At 42.4% G+C, this 18,276-nt stretch carries 17 protein-coding genes; 3 read left to right on the forward strand and 14 right to left on the reverse strand.

What is annotated here, in order from left to right; genetic code table 11:
* Positions 1-79: 79 nt before the first annotated feature.
* The 11 genes from pgpA to queA form a co-directional block, all read right to left on the reverse strand.
* A complete protein-coding gene (gene pgpA, locus PSE60_RS12355; protein ID WP_272665597.1) occupies positions 80-598 on the reverse strand; it encodes a phosphatidylglycerophosphatase A in 519 nt (172 codons plus the stop codon).
* A 1-nt stretch (position 599) separates the two neighbouring features.
* Positions 600-1,583, reverse strand: a complete 984-nt coding sequence (gene thiL, locus PSE60_RS12360; protein ID WP_272665598.1) for a thiamine-phosphate kinase — start codon at positions 1,581-1,583, stop codon at positions 600-602.
* 243 nt (positions 1,584-1,826) lie between these two features.
* On the reverse strand, positions 1,827-2,243 hold the full coding sequence (gene nusB, locus PSE60_RS12365; protein WP_210837466.1) for a transcription antitermination factor NusB: 417 nt from the start codon (positions 2,241-2,243) through the stop codon (positions 1,827-1,829).
* Between the two features lie 103 nt (positions 2,244-2,346).
* Positions 2,347-2,820 (reverse strand): 6,7-dimethyl-8-ribityllumazine synthase, encoded by a 474-nt coding sequence (gene ribH / locus PSE60_RS12370; protein WP_004905531.1) that lies wholly within the window; start codon positions 2,818-2,820, stop codon positions 2,347-2,349.
* Between the two features lie 90 nt (positions 2,821-2,910).
* Positions 2,911-4,026: a bifunctional diaminohydroxyphosphoribosylaminopyrimidine deaminase/5-amino-6-(5-phosphoribosylamino)uracil reductase RibD gene (ribD, locus tag PSE60_RS12375; protein WP_272665599.1), complete on the reverse strand. Its 1,116-nt coding sequence runs from the start codon at positions 4,024-4,026 to the stop codon at positions 2,911-2,913.
* A 5-nt stretch (positions 4,027-4,031) separates the two neighbouring features.
* A complete protein-coding gene (gene nrdR / locus PSE60_RS12380; RefSeq protein WP_210837470.1) occupies positions 4,032-4,481 on the reverse strand; it encodes a transcriptional regulator NrdR in 450 nt (149 codons plus the stop codon).
* 236 nt (positions 4,482-4,717) lie between these two features.
* Positions 4,718-5,686, reverse strand: coding sequence for a protein translocase subunit SecF (secF, locus tag PSE60_RS12385; protein WP_210837472.1), 969 nt, complete (start codon positions 5,684-5,686; stop codon positions 4,718-4,720).
* 10 nt (positions 5,687-5,696) lie between these two features.
* Positions 5,697-7,544, reverse strand: a complete 1,848-nt coding sequence (secD, locus tag PSE60_RS12390) for a protein translocase subunit SecD (protein ID WP_272665600.1) — start codon at positions 7,542-7,544, stop codon at positions 5,697-5,699.
* Positions 7,545-7,570: 26 nt separating this feature from the next.
* Entirely contained in the window at positions 7,571-7,903 is a 333-nt protein-coding gene (gene yajC, locus PSE60_RS12395; protein WP_004905542.1) for a preprotein translocase subunit YajC, read from the reverse strand.
* A gap of 94 nt (positions 7,904-7,997) precedes the next feature.
* Entirely contained in the window at positions 7,998-9,125 is a 1,128-nt protein-coding gene (tgt, locus tag PSE60_RS12400) for a tRNA guanosine(34) transglycosylase Tgt (RefSeq protein ID WP_004905543.1), read from the reverse strand.
* Positions 9,126-9,214: 89 nt separating this feature from the next.
* On the reverse strand, positions 9,215-10,285 hold the full coding sequence (queA, locus tag PSE60_RS12405) for a tRNA preQ1(34) S-adenosylmethionine ribosyltransferase-isomerase QueA (RefSeq protein ID WP_272665601.1): 1,071 nt from the start codon (positions 10,283-10,285) through the stop codon (positions 9,215-9,217).
* 432 nt (positions 10,286-10,717) lie between these two features.
* On the opposite strand from queA, the gene PSE60_RS12410 reads away from it, so the two are divergent.
* The 3 genes from PSE60_RS12410 (at position 10,718) to ggt (ending at position 14,155) form a co-directional block, all read left to right on the forward strand.
* Positions 10,718-11,329 (forward strand): acyl carrier protein phosphodiesterase, encoded by a 612-nt coding sequence (locus PSE60_RS12410; RefSeq protein ID WP_272665602.1) that lies wholly within the window; start codon positions 10,718-10,720, stop codon positions 11,327-11,329.
* 217 nt (positions 11,330-11,546) lie between these two features.
* Entirely contained in the window at positions 11,547-12,149 is a 603-nt protein-coding gene (locus PSE60_RS12415) for a peroxiredoxin C (RefSeq protein WP_004905550.1), read from the forward strand.
* 239 nt (positions 12,150-12,388) lie between these two features.
* On the forward strand, positions 12,389-14,155 hold the full coding sequence (gene ggt / locus PSE60_RS12420) for a gamma-glutamyltransferase (protein WP_272665603.1): 1,767 nt from the start codon (positions 12,389-12,391) through the stop codon (positions 14,153-14,155).
* 58 nt (positions 14,156-14,213) lie between these two features.
* Here the strand turns inward: ggt and brnQ are convergent, their stop codons facing one another.
* The 3 genes from brnQ to phoB all read right to left on the reverse strand — a co-directional run bounded on the left by brnQ (position 14,214) and on the right by phoB (position 18,053).
* Entirely contained in the window at positions 14,214-15,539 is a 1,326-nt protein-coding gene (gene brnQ / locus PSE60_RS12425) for a branched-chain amino acid transport system II carrier protein (RefSeq protein ID WP_004914636.1), read from the reverse strand.
* Positions 15,540-16,029: 490 nt separating this feature from the next.
* The gene (phoR, locus tag PSE60_RS12430) at positions 16,030-17,340 is read right to left on the reverse strand and encodes a phosphate regulon sensor histidine kinase PhoR (RefSeq protein ID WP_272665604.1); all 1,311 of its coding nucleotides are present in this window, start codon (positions 17,338-17,340) and stop codon (positions 16,030-16,032) included.
* 23 nt (positions 17,341-17,363) lie between these two features.
* Positions 17,364-18,053, reverse strand: coding sequence for a phosphate regulon transcriptional regulator PhoB (phoB, locus tag PSE60_RS12435; protein WP_004914638.1), 690 nt, complete (start codon positions 18,051-18,053; stop codon positions 17,364-17,366).
* Positions 18,054-18,276 lie beyond the last annotated feature (223 nt).

Below are 18,276 nucleotides of genomic sequence, written 5' to 3' on the forward strand. Positions count from 1 at the left end.
CCCTAGGAGCATACACAAGTATGTGACTAGGGCGAATAAGCGTAGCCAACACCCCTACAATTTGAAATATGACGCGTATTTAATTGGTTGAGAACGGCATAACCTCATACCAAACCAACAACCAAATAGTCACATAAGCAAAAATCGCCGCAATAATATCGTCTATCATGATGCCAAAACCGCCGCTGACTTTTCGGTCAAAAATCCTTATCGGCCATGGCTTCCACATGTCATATATGCGGAAAATAAAGAAGGCAGTGATAACCCATTCATAATCAACAACTGGGATCGCCATGAGAGTAATCCACATCCCGATAAATTCATCCCAAACAATACTGCCATGGTCATGAATTCTCATATCATCGGAAGTGCGCTGGCAAATTAGGCAACCAATCCAAAAGCCTGCGACAATGAGTACCCACACACTCCAAATTGGCATGTTGGCCATTAATAACCAGAAAGGTATCGCAGCAAGAGAGCCCATTGTGCCTGGCACAATAGGTGAAAGGCCACTACCAAATCCTGTGGCCAATAAGTGCCAAGGATTACGCATATTCAGCCGTTTTTTTGCTTCTGCTTTTTCTTGGCGACTAGCCATTCTATGCACCTTCCGAAACAAAATGATCGAAACCTTTTAGGTTTACATCAACTTCTTGGTTATTGCAAAAGTAGCTAATCCCTTCAGACTGCGGCTTAATTTGCCCAATACACGTAAAGCCTGAGCCTGTATGTGCAAGTGCCATCTCTAGCGCCCCGCGGTTAATTTCAGGAACGGTAAAGCAAAGTTCGTAGTCTTCACCACCACTCAAAGACCATAAACGCCCTTGTTCGATACTACAACTTTGTTTCAACGCTTCTGATTGAGGCAATGCATCTAAATTAATGCGCGCACCACAACTACTCGCTTTCAAGATGTGGTTGAGATCAGAAACTAAACCATCCGAAATATCAATCGCAGAAGAAGCCAGGTTTCTCAACGCTTGGCCTTGTAAAATTCGTGGCTGTGGACGTAAATGGCGCGCAATTAGCCATTCTTGATGTTCTAAATTTTTAACATTCAGTTTATCTTGCAAAATAGCAAGGCCAGCAGCGCTATCACCGAGAGTCCCCGTGACATAAATCCAATCGCCATTACGCGCTCCAGCACGGGACATCGCTTTGCCGTTTGGCACTAAGCCATGAACCGTGTAGGTCAAGCTCATCGGGCCGCGGGTTGTATCACCACCAATTAATTGCATGCCATAATAGTTAAGCTGTTCAAACAAACTATCACTAAAAGATTGTAACCAATCACAATCAACACAAGGCAATGTAATTGCCAAAGAAACCCATGCTGGGTCTGCGCCCATCGCTGCGAGGTCACTTAAATTAGATGCTAATGATTTATAAGCAAGATCAGCTGGTGAAATGGTTGGTAGGAAATGAATACCAGAAACGAGAGTGTCAGTGCTTACAGCAAGTTGCTGTTTTTCTGGAATGGTCATCAACGCACAGTCATCCCCAATACCGATATTAACATCACGTCGGTTAGTGGTTTGACGGTTAAAATAACGCGCGATGAGGTCAAATTCGCCATATAACATGGTAGATTTTCCGTTTTCGCTATATCTATTTTCGTTTAAGACGAAGCAAATAATTTACACCCTAATAATTCAATAATAGGTAAATAGCACCGAATTGCTAACCTGAAGATTCTATCTAATTGGTTGCAATTATTCTTCGCTCACCGGCCATTGAAATATCGCGAGCATATAAACACAAAGGTAGACTGGAACCCAGCCTACCTATTTATTACCGTAGTGCTACAGGAGGGAACCCTGATATTATTATTTTTTACGGCGAACCGCAGGTGCAGCTTTGTCTAATACACCGTTAACGAATTTATGGCTATCTTCTGCGCCAAAAACTTTCGCTAATTCAATACCTTCGTTGATTGCGACTTTATAAGGTACATCTTGACGGAAACTTAATTCAAACATGGAGACGCGTAAAATCGCTTTTTCTACCTGCCCTAACTCTTCGAGCTGACGAGATAAATAAGGCGCCATCTGTTGATCTAGTTTTGTTGCGTTAGTCGCAACACCTGATAACAGTTCACGAAAATAGTTTACGTCGACGTCTGACATGTCCTGTTCAGCAATAAACTCATATTCGACTTCAGCAATTGGATTGCCAGATAATTGCCATGAATAAATGGCTTGTACAGCACACTCACGAGCGCGGCGACGAGCAGCAGGTTTCACAAGATTCCCCTTAAATTTAAAAACTGTACACAATAAACACTTGTTGCATTGCGTAATCTACACCGTGATGGCGAAAAAACAGCAACATAGAGCAAATTGTGTATTATTTGCCTTTGATGGCTTTAATTACATTAATCATTTCAAGTGCTGTCAGTGCAGCTTCAGCACCTTTATTACCTGCTTTAGTACCCGCACGTTCAATAGCTTGTTCAATATTTTCAGTGGTTAACACACCAAAAGTCACTGGTACTTCACTGTTCATCGCAACATGAGATAAACCGGAGCTACATTCACCTGCAACGTATTCAAAGTGAGCAGTACCACCACGAATAACGGTACCTAATGCAATCACTGCATCATATTTATTCGTTTCAACCAATGCTTTTGTGGTCAATGGCAGCTCATAAGCGCCTGGAACCCACACAATTGTAATATTGTCATTTGAAACCTGACCAATGCGTTCTAACGCATCAACAGCACCTTCCAGCAGACTATCATTAATAAAGTTGTTAAAACGAGCGATAGCGATAGCAACACGCGCTTGTGGAGCAGCAACAACACCTTTAATTACGTTCATAGCCTTCCTCTAATATTAATTATAACCCGCGGGGCGCGGATTTTATCACATTCTTTCGTGTATCGTACGTATGATTTTCAAAAAAACCATTTACCATACGGGACGAAGCCTGACACGTAGGTCTGGCCCGACTTGCTTCACTTCTGTAAATTCAAATTTTGGCGCATCAACAAGGCCGTTAAGCGGCGGAAAGTCCACCAAACCTCGAGCGCTGTCACCTAGTAATTTAGGTGCAATATAGACAATCAGTTCGTCAACTAAACCTAATTTAAGCAATGAGCCTGCGAGTTTTGCCCCCGCCTCAACCCAAATACTATTCACATTACGTTTAGCCAGTTGCATCATTAAAATAACCAGATCGGTGCCGTTTTCATCTGCTGGAATAGCGATTTGCTCAACTTTTCCTTGCCATACTGCATTTTCATCTGGGTTTGAGCGCACTAACCAACATTCACCATCTAATTGAGTAACTTTATGGTCAGGAGTCACTCGATTGTGGTTATCTAGCACAATACGAATGGGTTGGCGTACTTGGCTTTCTGGATACACTTGTTGGATATCTGATGGGAGCTCGTTCCAACGCACCGTTAAAGAAGGGTCATCAGCAACTACCGTGCTGCTCGTACTTAAAATAGCACTAGCCTCGGCTCGAAGAGCTTGTACATCTTTGCGAGCTGCGGAGCTGGTAATCCATTTGCTTTCCCCTGATTCAAGGGCGGTCTTGCCATCAAGCGAAGCAGCAAGTTTCAACTGGATATAGGGAAACCCGGTACGCATACGTTTTAAAAAGCCACGGTTCGCCGCTTCAGCATCGTCTAATAAAACATTACTACGTGTTTCAATTCCTGCTTGCGACAACATATACAGACCACGGCCTGCAACCTGAGGATTGGGGTCTTGCATGGCGGCAACGACTCGGCTTACACCTGCAGTAATCAGTGCTTCTGCACAAGGTGGAGTGCGGCCGTGATGACTGCAAGGCTCAAGGGTGACATAGGCCGTTGCCCCTTGCGCTTTTTCCCTTGCCATACGCAATGCGTGAACCTCAGCGTGGGGTTCCCCTGCTTTCTGATGATACCCCTCACCGACAATGGCACCATCACGCACAATCACACACCCGACATTTGGATTAGGTGATGTAGTAAAACGCCCTTTTCGTGCCAATTCAAAAGCACGAGCCATATACATGTTGTCTTGTTCAATCATTAGCGTTAATCCTGTAATTTAGCGATTTCTTCGCCAAATTCGCGCACATCTTCAAAGCTGCGGTAAACAGAAGCAAAACGGATATAGGCAACTTTATCGAGCTTTCTCAGTTCTTCCATTACCAAGCTCCCAATCAGTTTAGATGGAACTTCACGCTCCCCCGTGGCTCGCAGTTGGGATTTGATTGATATAATGGCTTGCTCGATGTCATCTGAGCTAACAGGGCGTTTTTCTAATGCTTTTTGCATACCTCGGTTAAGCTTTTCTTCATCAAATGGCTCGCGAACGTCATCACTCTTAATGACACGAGGCATTACCAGCTCTGCAACCTCGAAAGTGGTAAATCGTTCATGGCAAAGCAAACATTGGCGGCGCCTGCGTACTTGAGAGCCTTCACCAACCAGACGCGAGTCGATGACTTTCGTATCTACAGCTGAGCAGAATGGGCAGTGCATAGCGTTTCCTGAATCTATTTACGGAGAACTAGTTTACCCTACTATGCAAGAAAAAACACCCAAGAAGATGCCTCCTAGGGTGCTTGTAACTCTTCATATTTCGCGCTGCAGGAGGGGGTGGCATCATTTATTAACCCTAGTCACATACTTTGTATGCTCCTAGGGATTAATTGCATTTGTCGCCTACCTACAACACAAACTAGTTTGAGTATTAATTATCTTAGCTATTTTCAAATCTAAGGCAGTAATGACTCTTGGTCAGCACCTTCTTTTTCAACTTTCGCTTGCATCAAGTGTTCACGCTTCATACCCATCTTCAATGCTAATGCAGAAGCAACATAAATAGATGAGATAGTACCGATAGTTACACCGATTAACATAACCAACGAGAAGCCTTCTAACATTGCGCCACCGAACAGGTATAGCATCAGAACCACTAACAATGTGGTGGCTGATGTCATGATGGTACGGCTCAATGTTTGCGTCAAAGAGACGTTCATGATTTCGTACGGTGTACCACGGCGTATTTTACGGAAGTTTTCACGGATACGGTCTGATACAACGATACTGTCGTTCAGTGAGTAACCAATAACTGACATCAATGATGCTACTATAGTCATATCTATCTCTATATGGAACAAAGACAGAATACCTAAAGTGATCACCACGTCATGCGCAAGAGATAACACGGCACCCGCAGCCAAACGCCATTCAAAACGGAAACCAACATAGATAAGGATACAAATCAACGCAGTTAACAGAGCCAAAGCCCCTGTTTGTGCTAATTCAGCCCCAACACTAGGCCCCACGAATTCAATACGTTTTACGGTTGCTTTATCATCCACATTTTGGTTGATAATCGTGATAATTTCTTTACCGACTTCTTGACCAGCAGTGCCTTCAATTGGCGGAATACGGATCATGATATCGCGGCTGCTACCAAAGTTTTGGATTAGTGGATCTTTATGATTCGAGTTAGACAAGCTATCACGAATTTTATCCAAATCAGCTGGCTGACTTAAGTTGATTTCAATTACCGTACCACCGGTGAAATCTAAGCCCCAGTTAAAACCTTTGACGCCAATAATCACAAAAGAAGCTATCAGTAATACGATAGAAATGCTAAAGGCAACGTTGTCCCAGCGCATAAAGTCATAAACTTTACGGCCATAGTTCAATTGTTCAACAGTATAATCCTGTGCCACAACGTGCTCCTTAAATTGACAGCTTGTTAATACGTTTACCGCCGTAAAGCAGGTTCACGATAGCACGTGTACCAACGATAGCTGTAAACATAGAGGTTGCGACACCAATCGCTGTCGTAATCGCAAAGCCTTTAATAGACCCAGTACCCACTGCATATAGAATAATCGCAGTGATCAGTGTCGTTAAGTTTGCGTCTGTAATACTTGAGAAGGCGCCTTTATACCCTTCATGAATTGCTTGCTGAACAGATCGACCGTTCTTGAGCTCTTCCTTAATCCGTTCGTTAATTAGAACGTTCGCATCGACGGCAACCGCAAGAGTTAACACGATACCAGCAATACCAGGCATAGTCAGAGTTGCGCCCGGTAATAAGGACATCACCCCAACAATTAACACCAAGTTTGCCAACAGCGCGCTACTCGCAATCAGACCAAATTTACGATAGTAAATAATCATAAACAGGATAGAAGCTAACAGACCTGCGATACATGCTTTCAGCCCTTGCTCGATATTTTGCATACCTAGTGTTGGACCAATGGTACGTTCTTCAACAATTTGGATTGGCGCAATCAATGCACCTGCACGTAACAGTAATGAAAGCTGGCGAGCTTCAGTGCCGTTAGTAATACCAGTAATACGGAATTTGCTACCAAAACGTGCAGAAATACGTGCCGCATTGATGACTTTTTCATCTTTCACCAAAATTGAACGGCCTGTTGCATCTTTCTTGCCACTGTCTTTGTATTCAACAAACAGCGTTGCCATCAGCTTGTCTTGGTTATCACGTGTAAAGTCAGACATGATAGAACCACCAGAACTATCAAGACTGATACTCACTTGTGGTTGACCGTTTTCATCCGCATCAGATGTTGAGTCGGTAATATGGTCACCCGTTAAGATCACACGCTTATATAAGACATAAGGCATGCCTTCACGGTCATATTTAACTTCTGAATCACCTGGTACACGGCCACTTTCCGCTGCAGAAGAATCCACGGCGGTATTCACTAGACGGAATTCTAATGTCGCAGTCGCACCTAAAATCTCTTTTGCGCGCGCAGTATCTTGAATACCCGGTAATTCAACCACAATTCGGTCAGCGCCTTGGCGTTGAACGAGTGGCTCCGCAACACCTAATTGGTTTACACGGTTGCGAATAATAGTAATGTTCTGAGAAACCGCATAGTTACGTGCTTCACGTAAACGCTCGTCAGTCATAACAGCAATCATCGTGTTATCGCTGCCATCACTAAAGACTAAGTCTGGGTATTTACGAGACAATGCTTTTTCAGCTTGGCTACGATCATCCGCGTTACGGAAACGAACTTCCACGCTGTAATCATTGCCTTTACGAATAGAAGAGTACGCAATGCCTTCTTGACGCAGGTCATTACGCAAACCATCCATGTTTTGTTCCTGCAATTTACCTAATGCAGTGTCCATATCAACTTCCATCAGGAAGTGAACCCCACCACGCAGATCAAGACCCAGCTTCATCGGTTCACCACCGACAGCTTCGAGCCACTTAGGCGTTGCAGGTGCAAGGTTTAGTGCAACAACATACTGGTCACCCAGTGCATTCATGATCACTTCACGTGCACGTAACTGAACATCAGAGTTGTTGAATCGGGCTAAAATGGCCCCATTTTCTAGAGAGATAGATTTACTCTCAATTTTATCGTCTTTTAACGATTTCTGGACTTGGATCAGCGTTTGTTCATTGGCGGCGGTTCCCCGCACGCCAGTGATCTGAACAGCCGGATCCTCACCATATAGGTTTGGAAGTGCATAAAGCAAACCGATGAGGATCGCGAAGATCAACATCAGATACTTCCACAAAGGATAACGGTTTAGCACGGCAGTTCCCTTCGGGAGAATCAGAATTAAATTGCTTTCATTGTGCCTTTAGGTAAAACAGCAGCAACGAAATCACGTTTGATGGTTACTTCTGTGTTCTCACTCAGCTCAAGAACCACATAACCGGTTTCAGACACTTTAGTTACACGTCCGATTAAACCGCCAGTTGTTAAAACTTCATCACCTTTAGTGATAGATTCCATCAATTTACGGTGTTCTTTCGCACGTTTTTGCTGTGGACGCAAAATCATGAAATAGAAGATCAGCGCGAAAACAACAAGCATGATAACCATAGTGTACGGGCTACCTTGCGCTGGTGCACCTGCTGACGCCGCTGCTTCAGAAATAAAAAAACTCATTCAACTTTCCTCATTGTTTTATTGAAAGCAATTTTACATACAAAAAAGCTAAGTTTGATATGCTACACAGATTAATGGCATTTCGCACTTAAATTCATTCGATATTTAATGAAGGTTCAGGTTTACCAATCTTTTGGTAAAAATCTTTAGCAAACTCTTCAAAATTCCCATTTTCAATGGCTTGGCGAATACCGGCCATCAAGCGCTGGTAATAACGTAAATTATGGATGGTATTGAGCCTTGCACCAAGAATTTCATTACATCTATCAAGGTGATGCAGATAAGCACGGCTATAATGACGACAAGTATAGCAGTCACAATCAGCATCCAGCGTCGATGTGTCTGATTTATACTTAGCATTACGAATTTTTACCACGCCATTTGTCACAAATAAATGCCCATTTCGTGCATTTCGTGTTGGCATCACACAATCGAACATATCAATACCGCGACGAACCCCTTCCACTAAATCTTCAGGCTTACCAACCCCCATTAAGTAACGAGGTTTATCCGCTGGAATTTGCGGGCAGACATGTTCTAAGATTCGGTGCATATCTTCTTTCGGTTCGCCAACGGCTAAGCCGCCTACAGCGTACCCATCAAAGCCGATTTCCACCAGCCCCTTAACTGAAATATCACGTAAATCTTCGTAAACACTACCTTGAATAATACCGAATAAGGCATTTTTATTGTTTAGTTCGTCAAAACGTTGGCGGCTACGTGCAGCCCAACGCAGTGACATTTCCATTGATGTCTTTGCATAGTCCCAATCTGCTGGATATGGCGTACACTCGTCAAAAATCATGACAATGTCTGAGCCAAGGTCATACTGAATTTCCATCGACTTTTCAGGACTTAGGAAAACTTTTTCACCGTTGATTGGGTTGCGAAAATGCACACCTTCTTCTTTAATTTTGCGCATCGCACCAAGACTAAAGACCTGAAAACCACCTGAATCGGTTAAAATTGGGCCTTGCCATTGCATAAAGTCATGGAGATCGCCATGTAACTTCATGATTTCTTGCCCTGGGCGCAACCACAAGTGGAAAGTATTCCCTAATAAGATTTGAGCGCCGGTTTCTTTGACTTCTTCCGGTGTCATACCCTTAACTGTACCGTAGGTTCCTACTGGCATAAATGCAGGGGTTTCCACCACACCACGCTCAAAGACTAAGCGACCACGGCGTGCATTGCCATCGGTCGTTTGTAATTCATATTTCACGTTTGCCTCCTAGCAGCAGAAAAACAGTCTGTTGCTATCGATAATATTAATTTGCTAAGCAAGCAGCCGATGCCACCGCTTCAAACTGATTACTCACCAATTTTCTCAAATCGAGCTTTTGTATTGGGGGTAATAAACATAGCATCACCATAACTAAAGAAACGGTATTTTTGTTCAACGGCTTCTTTATATGCATTCATGGTGTTTTTGTATCCAGCAAACGCAGAAACCAACATAATTAATGTCGATTCTGGTAAGTGGAAGTTGGTGATCAGTGCATCTATCACCTGATATTCATACCCTGGATAAATAAAGATTTGGGTATCATCAAAAAATGGAGCTATTAATGCATCTTGGCTCGCTTTTGCGGCACTTTCTAGCGACCGAACCGACGTCGTTCCAACAGCGATAACACGATTACCTCGTGCTTTACAGGCTAAAACAGCGTTTACGACCTCTTGTGGCACTTCTGCATATTCAGAATGCATAATGTGATCTTCGATAGTATCAACCCGTACAGGTTGAAAGGTACCGGCTCCCACATGCAATGTCACAAACGCCATTTCTACGCCTTTTTGGCGCAATGCTTCAAGTAACGGCTCATCAAAGTGTAAACCTGCCGTTGGTGCCGCAACAGCACCTGGTTTTTCGCTATACACGGTTTGATAAAGTTCTTTATCAGACTCTTCATCAGGACGGTCAATATAAGGCGGCAGAGGCATATGACCAATTTGGTTTAGAATGCTTAATACATCACGTTCATCGTCAAAACGCAGCTCAAACAATGCACCATGACGCGCGACCATCGTCGCTTTCACGCTTTCATCTTCGCCTAGCAGTAATTCAGCCCCTTCCTTTGGTGCTTTTGATGCCCTAACATGAGCGAGTACGCGGTGTTCATCCAACATACGCTCAATCAGAACTTCAATTTTACCACCGCTAACTTTGCGTCCAAATAACCGTGCAGGGATCACGCGAGTGTTATTGAACACCAGCAAGTCACCATGCTCCAATTTTTCTAGAATATCGGTAAAAACACCATGCGTGAGCTGCCCTGAGCCGCCATCTAGGTTTAATAAACGGCAAGCACTACGCTCAGCCTGCGGATAATGGGCAATCAGTTCTTCAGGTAATTCAAAAGTAAAATCGGAAACACGCATTGTATTGACATCAATCTAAAAAAACAGGCGACTAGTCTAGTGCCGCACTGACTTTGGCGCAAGAAATAAGCGCAAAATCGCACAAAAAAGCACCATTATTTAACAAATATTTTGTTAGCAAAAAATTCTGCGTACTATTTATCCATTCAAAGAATGAATTATTTCAATCTTACTCACTTTTCATGACAGATTTATTTCTATTGTTTTTCTTCATTTCTCAATGTTCATACACCATGAATTTCGGATTCAAAGCAATTACTGCTATAGTTTGAGCAATCAAAAAGTTAGCTAAGCTGCGCTGCATGTCCTATGGATTTCGAATCACAGGTAGGCAGCAAGTAAAGATATCCCGATGAGCATACATGAGTATGTGATTCGGGTGGCTTTACGAAGCTAACACCCCTGTGGTTTGAAAGACGACGGACATTTTATGTGAACTATTTAGCGCACCTCCATTTGGCCCACCTCGCTGACAGCTCCTTACTCGGCAACATCATGGCTGACTACGTCCGCGGCAACCCTACGGGCCTTTATTCGCCCGAAATTGTCTCTGGTATCTTTATGCATCGAACTGTCGACCGCGTTACAGATACTCACCCTTTAGTCAAAGAAGCTAAATTGTTGTTTCGTGATGAGTATCGCCGTGTTGCACCTATAACCTTAGATTTAGTTTGGGATCATTTTTTATCTTTGCATTGGTCAACTATTGAACCATCAATACCGCTAGTAGACTTTGTACGTGACTGCCGAAAAATTATTGAGCCGCAGCTTTGTCATACCCCTGAAAAATTCCAGGAGTTAAATGAATACCTCTGGCCTCAGCGATGGTTAATTTGCTATGCAGATAAAAATTATATTGGAAAATCACTGAATGGTATGGCAAGAAGACGGCCAAAGCTTAGCGCACTAAGTGGTTCATTTGACGACTTTTTATTACAATATGATGCATTAGAAACTATTTTCTTTCAATTTTATCCACAAATGATGGCTAATGCGCTGCAACATTTTTTTGTACAGACTGTCACAATTAACACAAAGGAATAAATTAAAGCTTGCACTTTAGTGGAATAAAACTATCTTATTGATATTAGTTTGATAAACCAGTACTATTGATAGCCAAAACCTATCACAATAATTGGTTTAAATGTCTTTATTATCAAAAGATATTTTTCTATTCTTTTGGAAGTCTATGTCCATACTATTTATCAGTGATTAAATAGACAGGACAACAAACTTTAATTCAAACTCATAGGAGTAAATTATGGTTCTGGTAACACGTCAAGCCCCTGACTTTACTGCTGCAGCTGTTTTAGGTAATGGTGAAATCGTTGATAACTTCAACCTGAAAACCCACCTGAACGGCCGTCCAGCTGTGATCTTCTTCTGGCCAATGGACTTTACTTTTGTTTGTCCTTCAGAGCTTATCGCATTTGACCACCGCTACGAAGAATTCAAAAAACGTGGCGTAGAAGTTGTTGGTGTTTCTTTTGACTCTGAGTTTGTTCATAACGCATGGCGTAAAACACCAGTAGATAACGGCGGTATTGGTGAAGTTAAATATCCAATGGTTGCTGATATCAAACGCGAAATCATCAAAGCTTATGGTATCGAACACCCAGATGCAGGCGTTGCACTGCGTGGTTCTTTCCTCGTTGACAAAAACGGCGTTGTCCGTCACCAAGTCGTTAATGACCTGCCACTAGGCCGTAACATTGACGAAATGCTGCGTATGGTTGACGCACTGCAATTCCACGAAGAGCACGGTGATGTTTGCCCAGCTCAGTGGGAAAAAGGCCAAGAAGGTATGAATGCATCTCCAAAAGGCGTTGCTGACTACCTGACTAAAAACTCTGCAAAACTGTAATTCGTTACGCGAGTTTTAGAAAAGCGGGCATCAAGCCCGCTTTTTACTTTTTGTGAACCAAGTCTATCTTTTCTCTTCCTACTCGCATTTATTCCACTCAGTTAACAATTCTTAACTCAAATACTCAATGTTTTGTATTATTGTGTGCTATACAATAAAGACACAAATAATTAACAAATCATTCATATTGAATATTTGTGCGATAGAACAACTCAACTAACCCTAACTGGGAGATACGAATGATAAAAACATCATTACGCCCTGCGGTTCTATTTCTTTCCTTACTTGTTTCTAATCAACTGTATGCCGCTTCTGAACCTGCCGTTGAAGCGAAAAAAGGTATGGTTGTTTCCTCCCAACATTTAGCATCACAAATTGGGGCTGATATTCTAAAATCAGGCGGCAATGCTATTGATGCCGCTGTTGCGGTAGGATATGCACAAGCCGTAGTTAATCCTTGCTGTGGCAATATCGGCGGTGGTGGCTTTATGACTATTCATCTAGCCGATGGCAAAGATTTATTTATTAATTTTAGAGAAACCGCGCCCGGTGCCGCTAGTGCAGATATGTATTTAGATAAAGACGGTAAACTAATCAAAGATGCGAGCCTATATGGCTATCTCGCGTCAGGTGTACCGGGTACCGTTAAAGGCCTAGACTATGCCTTAGAAAAATACGGTACAATGAGCCGCCAGCAAGTGATGGCGCCGGCTATTAAATTAGCTAGAGAAGGCTTTGTGCTGACTAGAGCGGATACTGATGTTCTCGACACCACGACAGAACGTTTTAAACAAGACCCAGAAGTCGCACGTATCTTCTTAAAACCTGATGGTAGTTCTTTCCAACCCGGTGACTTGTTAGTTCAGACTGATTTAGCTAATACCTTAGAAAAAATTGCCCAAAACGGTCCTTCTGCTTTTTACGAAGGAGAGATCCCCAAAATTGTTGAAGAAGCCTCCAAGAAAAATGGGGGCATCTTAACCGCAAAAGATTTTGCGGATTTTACTATCACAGATACAGCCCCTGTTAGCTGTACCTATAGAGGCTATCAATTTATTTCAGCACCACCACCAAGTTCAGGTGGAGTGACTATCTGCCAAACGCTTAATATCTTAGAAGGGTATGACCTTAAAGAAATGGGCTTTAACTCTGCCGACTATATTCATACTCTTACAGAAGCAATGCGCCATGCCTATATGGATAGAAACACCTTCTTAGGCGACCCTGAATTTGTCGATAATCCAACGGAAAAGCTACTCAGCAAAGCCTATGCAGAAGAGCTACGCAAAGAAATCAAACCCAACCAAGCAACGCCATCAACTCAGGTTCAACCAGGAATAGGGCCTCACGAAAAACCGGAGACTACGCATTATTCTGTTGTTGATGAAAAAGGAAACGCAGTTTCAACCACTTACACGATTAATGGTCGCTTTGGCTCTGTGGTGATCCCGCCCGGAACTGGCTTTTTCTTGAACGATGAAATGGATGACTTCACCACCAAAGTAGGTGAAAAAAACCTGTATGGTTTAGTACAAGGGGAGCGCAACTCTATTGCTCCAGGTAAGCGCCCACTATCCTCGATGAGCCCGACTATCGTGACGAAAGATGGCAAAGTATTTTTAGTTCTCGGTTCCCCAGGAGGCTCACGGATTATTTCGATTACGCTGCAAACTGCTTTAAATATTATCGACCATGGTATGCCACCACAAGAAGCCGTTAATGCACCGCGTATTCACCATCAGTGGCTCCCTGATGAGGTCTATTATGAGCAAAGAGGGGTTTCTAAAGACACCTTAGCGCTACTCGATAAAATGGGTTACCAGATGGTTGAACAAACACCATGGGGTGCCGCCGAGCTGATTATGGTCGCGATCCCTGAAGGCGCTGGTGTTAGTGCCAAGTCTTCGGGTAATGATTCTGCTGTTTCGGGGAAAGTTCGTGAAGGCTTCATTTATGGCTCTAACGATGTACGCCGTCCAGCAGGGAGCGCTGTCGGTGTTGATTAATGGCCCAATAAAATAGAAAAAGGAGCTATTTAGCTCCTTTTTTTGTAATTTCAACTAATTACACTTGTTTATGCTGTGCAGCAGGTGACACAAACTTATCGCATAAAATTGCCACGACCATCACAACAACCGTTGGTAATACCCAGACTAAGTCTTGTTTATACAGTGGCATTGCTGTCATCCATTCAGGAATATAACCTTTAAGATGATCTGACGCCTTTACGGCACCGATTAAACCGACGACAAAGCTAACTAACATTGTCGGCGCAATCACTATCGTTGGGTTTTTCCACCACTTCAAAGTAAAGCTTAATAAAATTAAGACAATACAAGGCGGATAAATTGAAACTAGCACGGGTAATGAGAAGGCGATTAACTTACTTAAACCTAAGTTTGAGATCACCATGGAGAACACACCCAAGATCAACACCAGTTTACGGTAAGAAATCGGTACATAGCGGCTAAAGAACTCGGCACAGGCACAAGTTAAACCCACGGCAGTGACCATACAGGCAACAAAGATTAATACCGCAAGGAAGAAGCTACCGTAATTACCAAAAGTATATTGAACATAGGTATGTAAAATATCAGCGCCATCAGCAGGGTTGGGAATTAACGAACCGCTATTCTCACCAAGCTTAAACAAGGACAAATAAACCAGAGTTAATAATACCCCTGCAATTAACCCTGCCCACATAGTGTAACGAGTTAATAATGAAGAGTTTTCGATACCCCTTGAACGTGCCGCATTAACAATAACGATACCAAATACCATAGCACCAAGGGTGTCCATAGTTAGATAACCATTGATAAAACCGTTCGAGAAAGCCATCTCACGGTATTCTATTGTAGAAGGGATCGGATCCCCCGCAGGCCACATGACAGCCGCAATACCCAAAATAGCCAAGGCTAACATTTTTACAGGCGCTAAAATGTGCCCAACGCTATCGAGCAGTTTTCCAGGATATAGTGAAATACCGATAACTAGAACGAAGTAAACTACGCTGTAGATAAGTAATAGCATATCGGACTCGCCACCGAATAAGGGTGCGATACCGACTTTATAGGATACAGTTGCCGTTCTTGGCGTTGCGAATAGAGGCCCTACAGACAAATAAGCGACAACCGCCAATAGTAACCCTGCCGTTTTGCCTACAGGTGTACTGAGCGCTTCAATCCCCCCACCTACTTTAGCTAGTGCAATAACGGTTAAAACAGGTAAACCCACGCCTGTAACCAAAAACCCTAGTGCCGCAGTCCAAACTTGTTCCCCTGCCTGCAAGCCAACCATAGGAGGAAAGATAATGTTTCCTGCCCCGACGAATAACGCAAAAGTCATAAAGCCTAATGCGATGATATCTCTTGATGATAAACGATGAGCCATATTATGTTATTTTTAAGTGACAAAATAGAAAATTATGGGTTTACACTTAGCAACCCTTTGAAATATATATAGCGAGATAGAATTCTGATAAACATACTGTTAACAATATAAAAAAGCATGTTTGTTTGTATCATACGAAATGAAAAGTCAAAAAACAGAAAAATTCGCCAATAACTGACAACAAGTAGAACTTTTATAGGGCAAAAAGGCAATAGCAAACCGAAAAACAAGAATAAATAACTAAACTAATTTTCAGAACTAGTGATTACTTTCAGTAAAATCCTAATACTCGTTATATGCTTTGCTCGAAAAATAAACAACTCGTCTTTTTCTGGTGATTATAATTGATTATTTAACAGAATATATAATTGATGTGATAACAATAATCAGCATTAAATATATATATTTTGAATTGAATACAGATATGGGTTGATAAATAGAAATAATCCACTTTATTAATATTTTGATTACATTAACAAAGTGGAATTATTTACCCATTTTTAAGTTTTTTGTCATCAACAATAAATACTGGCGGTAAAGTAAATGAAAACTCACTTCCTTTACCTAATTGGCTTGTTACCACCAATTGGCTGCTATGGTGTTGTAGTGCATGTTTAACAATAGCCAACCCAAGACCGGTACCTCCACCACCTTGACGGGAGCGTGCTTTATCTACCCGATAAAACCGTTCTGTCAAACGAGGAATATGCTCTGCGGGTATCCCTTGCCCGTTATCTCTCACACTAAAGCGAGCACCCTGACCATTTCTTTGCCATTCAACCCAAATTTTGGTACCTTCTGGCGTATGGCTAATTGCGTTATAGACTAAATTCGCCACTGCACTTCGTAATTGTTCTTCATTGCCATGGACACGCAATTTTTCATCAACATGAAATTCAAACTGGTGGCGCCCTTGGCTTAAACTGAGTGCTTCTTGTTCAATCATTTTGAGAATGACGGGGATATTCACTTGCTCATCAAGGTTAATTTGAGGAGCAATTTCTATACGTGATAACTGCAAAAGCTGTTTGACCAAGTTATCCATACGATGAGTTTGCTCTTGCATGACATGCAGTGCTTTTTTATTGACCGCAGTGACATTTTCTTGGTCATCCATGACCTCAAGGTAGCCTTGAATGACAGTAAGAGGAGTTCGTAGTTCATGGCTTACATTCGCAAAGAAGTCCCTACGCGCCTTTTCCAAACGTCGTTTTTCTGTCACATCTCGAGCTACCATCAATAATTGCCCTTCGGTATACGGCAAGATACGAAATTCAACAATTTCACCACTATTCAGCTCGATAGTCAGTGCTTGGTCATAACGCTTAATGGTGAAGTAGCGGCTAAAATCTGGGTAACGTAATAAATTAAAAATATGTTGGCCATTATCTTCAGGCCAACGGAAGCCGAGTAAAGCCTGCGCATGACGATTACACCAGAAGATATTCCCTTCTGTTGTCATCATAACTACTGCATCAGGTAGTGATTCTGCACCACTACGAAACCGTTTAATTAACTGACCTAGCTCACGACGGCGTTTACGATTACGTTGTTGCATCTGGTAGATGCCATAAAATATCGGTTCCCACCCACCTCTCCCCTCGGGGGGTAACATGCTTTTATCTAGCCACAACCAGTAAGAGAGTTTAAGTAAGTTATACCCATGCCATGTCAGTGCAGCAAGTAGCGATATCACTAATAGCCACGCTAGGTGGCCAATAAAAACCGATAAGATAAGGGCGGGTAAGATAAATAAAAACAGCCCCCAAATCAGCTGCTTAATCGATAAACGTTCAAGCACGCATGCCTCTCCCTTTGTGGTTTTTAGTAACGGATAGAAAAACGATAACCTGTACCGCGTACAGTTTGTACCATTTTATCATGACCTTCCGTCTCTAGTGCCTTTCTTAACCGCCGAATATGTACGTCGACAGTTCTATCCTCCACATACACATTGGCTCCCCATACATAATTTAGTAGCTGTTCTCTACTATATACGCGTTCAGGGTGAGTCATGAAGAAATGCAGTAATTTATATTCAGTTGGGCCCATATCGATAGGGATTTCATTGCTGGTCACACGATGAGAAGTAGGGTCTAACGTTAACCCATTCATTTCAATAATATCTTCCGTCGCCATTGGTGAAATACGACGTAAAATTGCCTTTACCCGAGCGATTAATTCCTTTGGTGAAAACGGCTTAATCAGATAGTCATCCGCGCCAACTTCCAAACCTTTTACGCGGTCTTCTTCTTCGCCTCGTGCGGTTAACATCATGACAGGAACGTCACGTGTTGCGCTATCACGCTTCATATGTTTAATTACTTGGATTCCAGATCCCCCTGGGATCATCCAATCTAGGAGTACAAGGTCAGGCAAAGGGTCAACAAGTTGTGCAATCGCACTGTCATAATCATCAGCTTCAATAGGCTGAAAACCATTCTGTTCTAATACAAAACAAACCATTTCTCGGATGGGCGCTTCATCTTCAACAACTAGAATGCGTCTTGCCATGATTGTTCCTGTAAAATTAAGAAGACATTTAAAATGTGAAAGCATTATGCGTCACTTTTATGACAGAATTATGAATATCAATGGGTAAAACTCATATTAATCTTTATTTTAACGGTTAAATGTCATTTAAGTGAAATATTTCCGCAACATGGTAATAAAGTCGCAAACATCCCTCAACGAGTTATTTGGATCAGGTATACTCAATTATCGAACGTTCGTGCAC

This window comes from Providencia sp. PROV174 (assembly GCF_028480685.1).
GTDB classification, from domain to species: domain Bacteria; phylum Pseudomonadota; class Gammaproteobacteria; order Enterobacterales; family Enterobacteriaceae; genus Providencia; species Providencia rettgeri.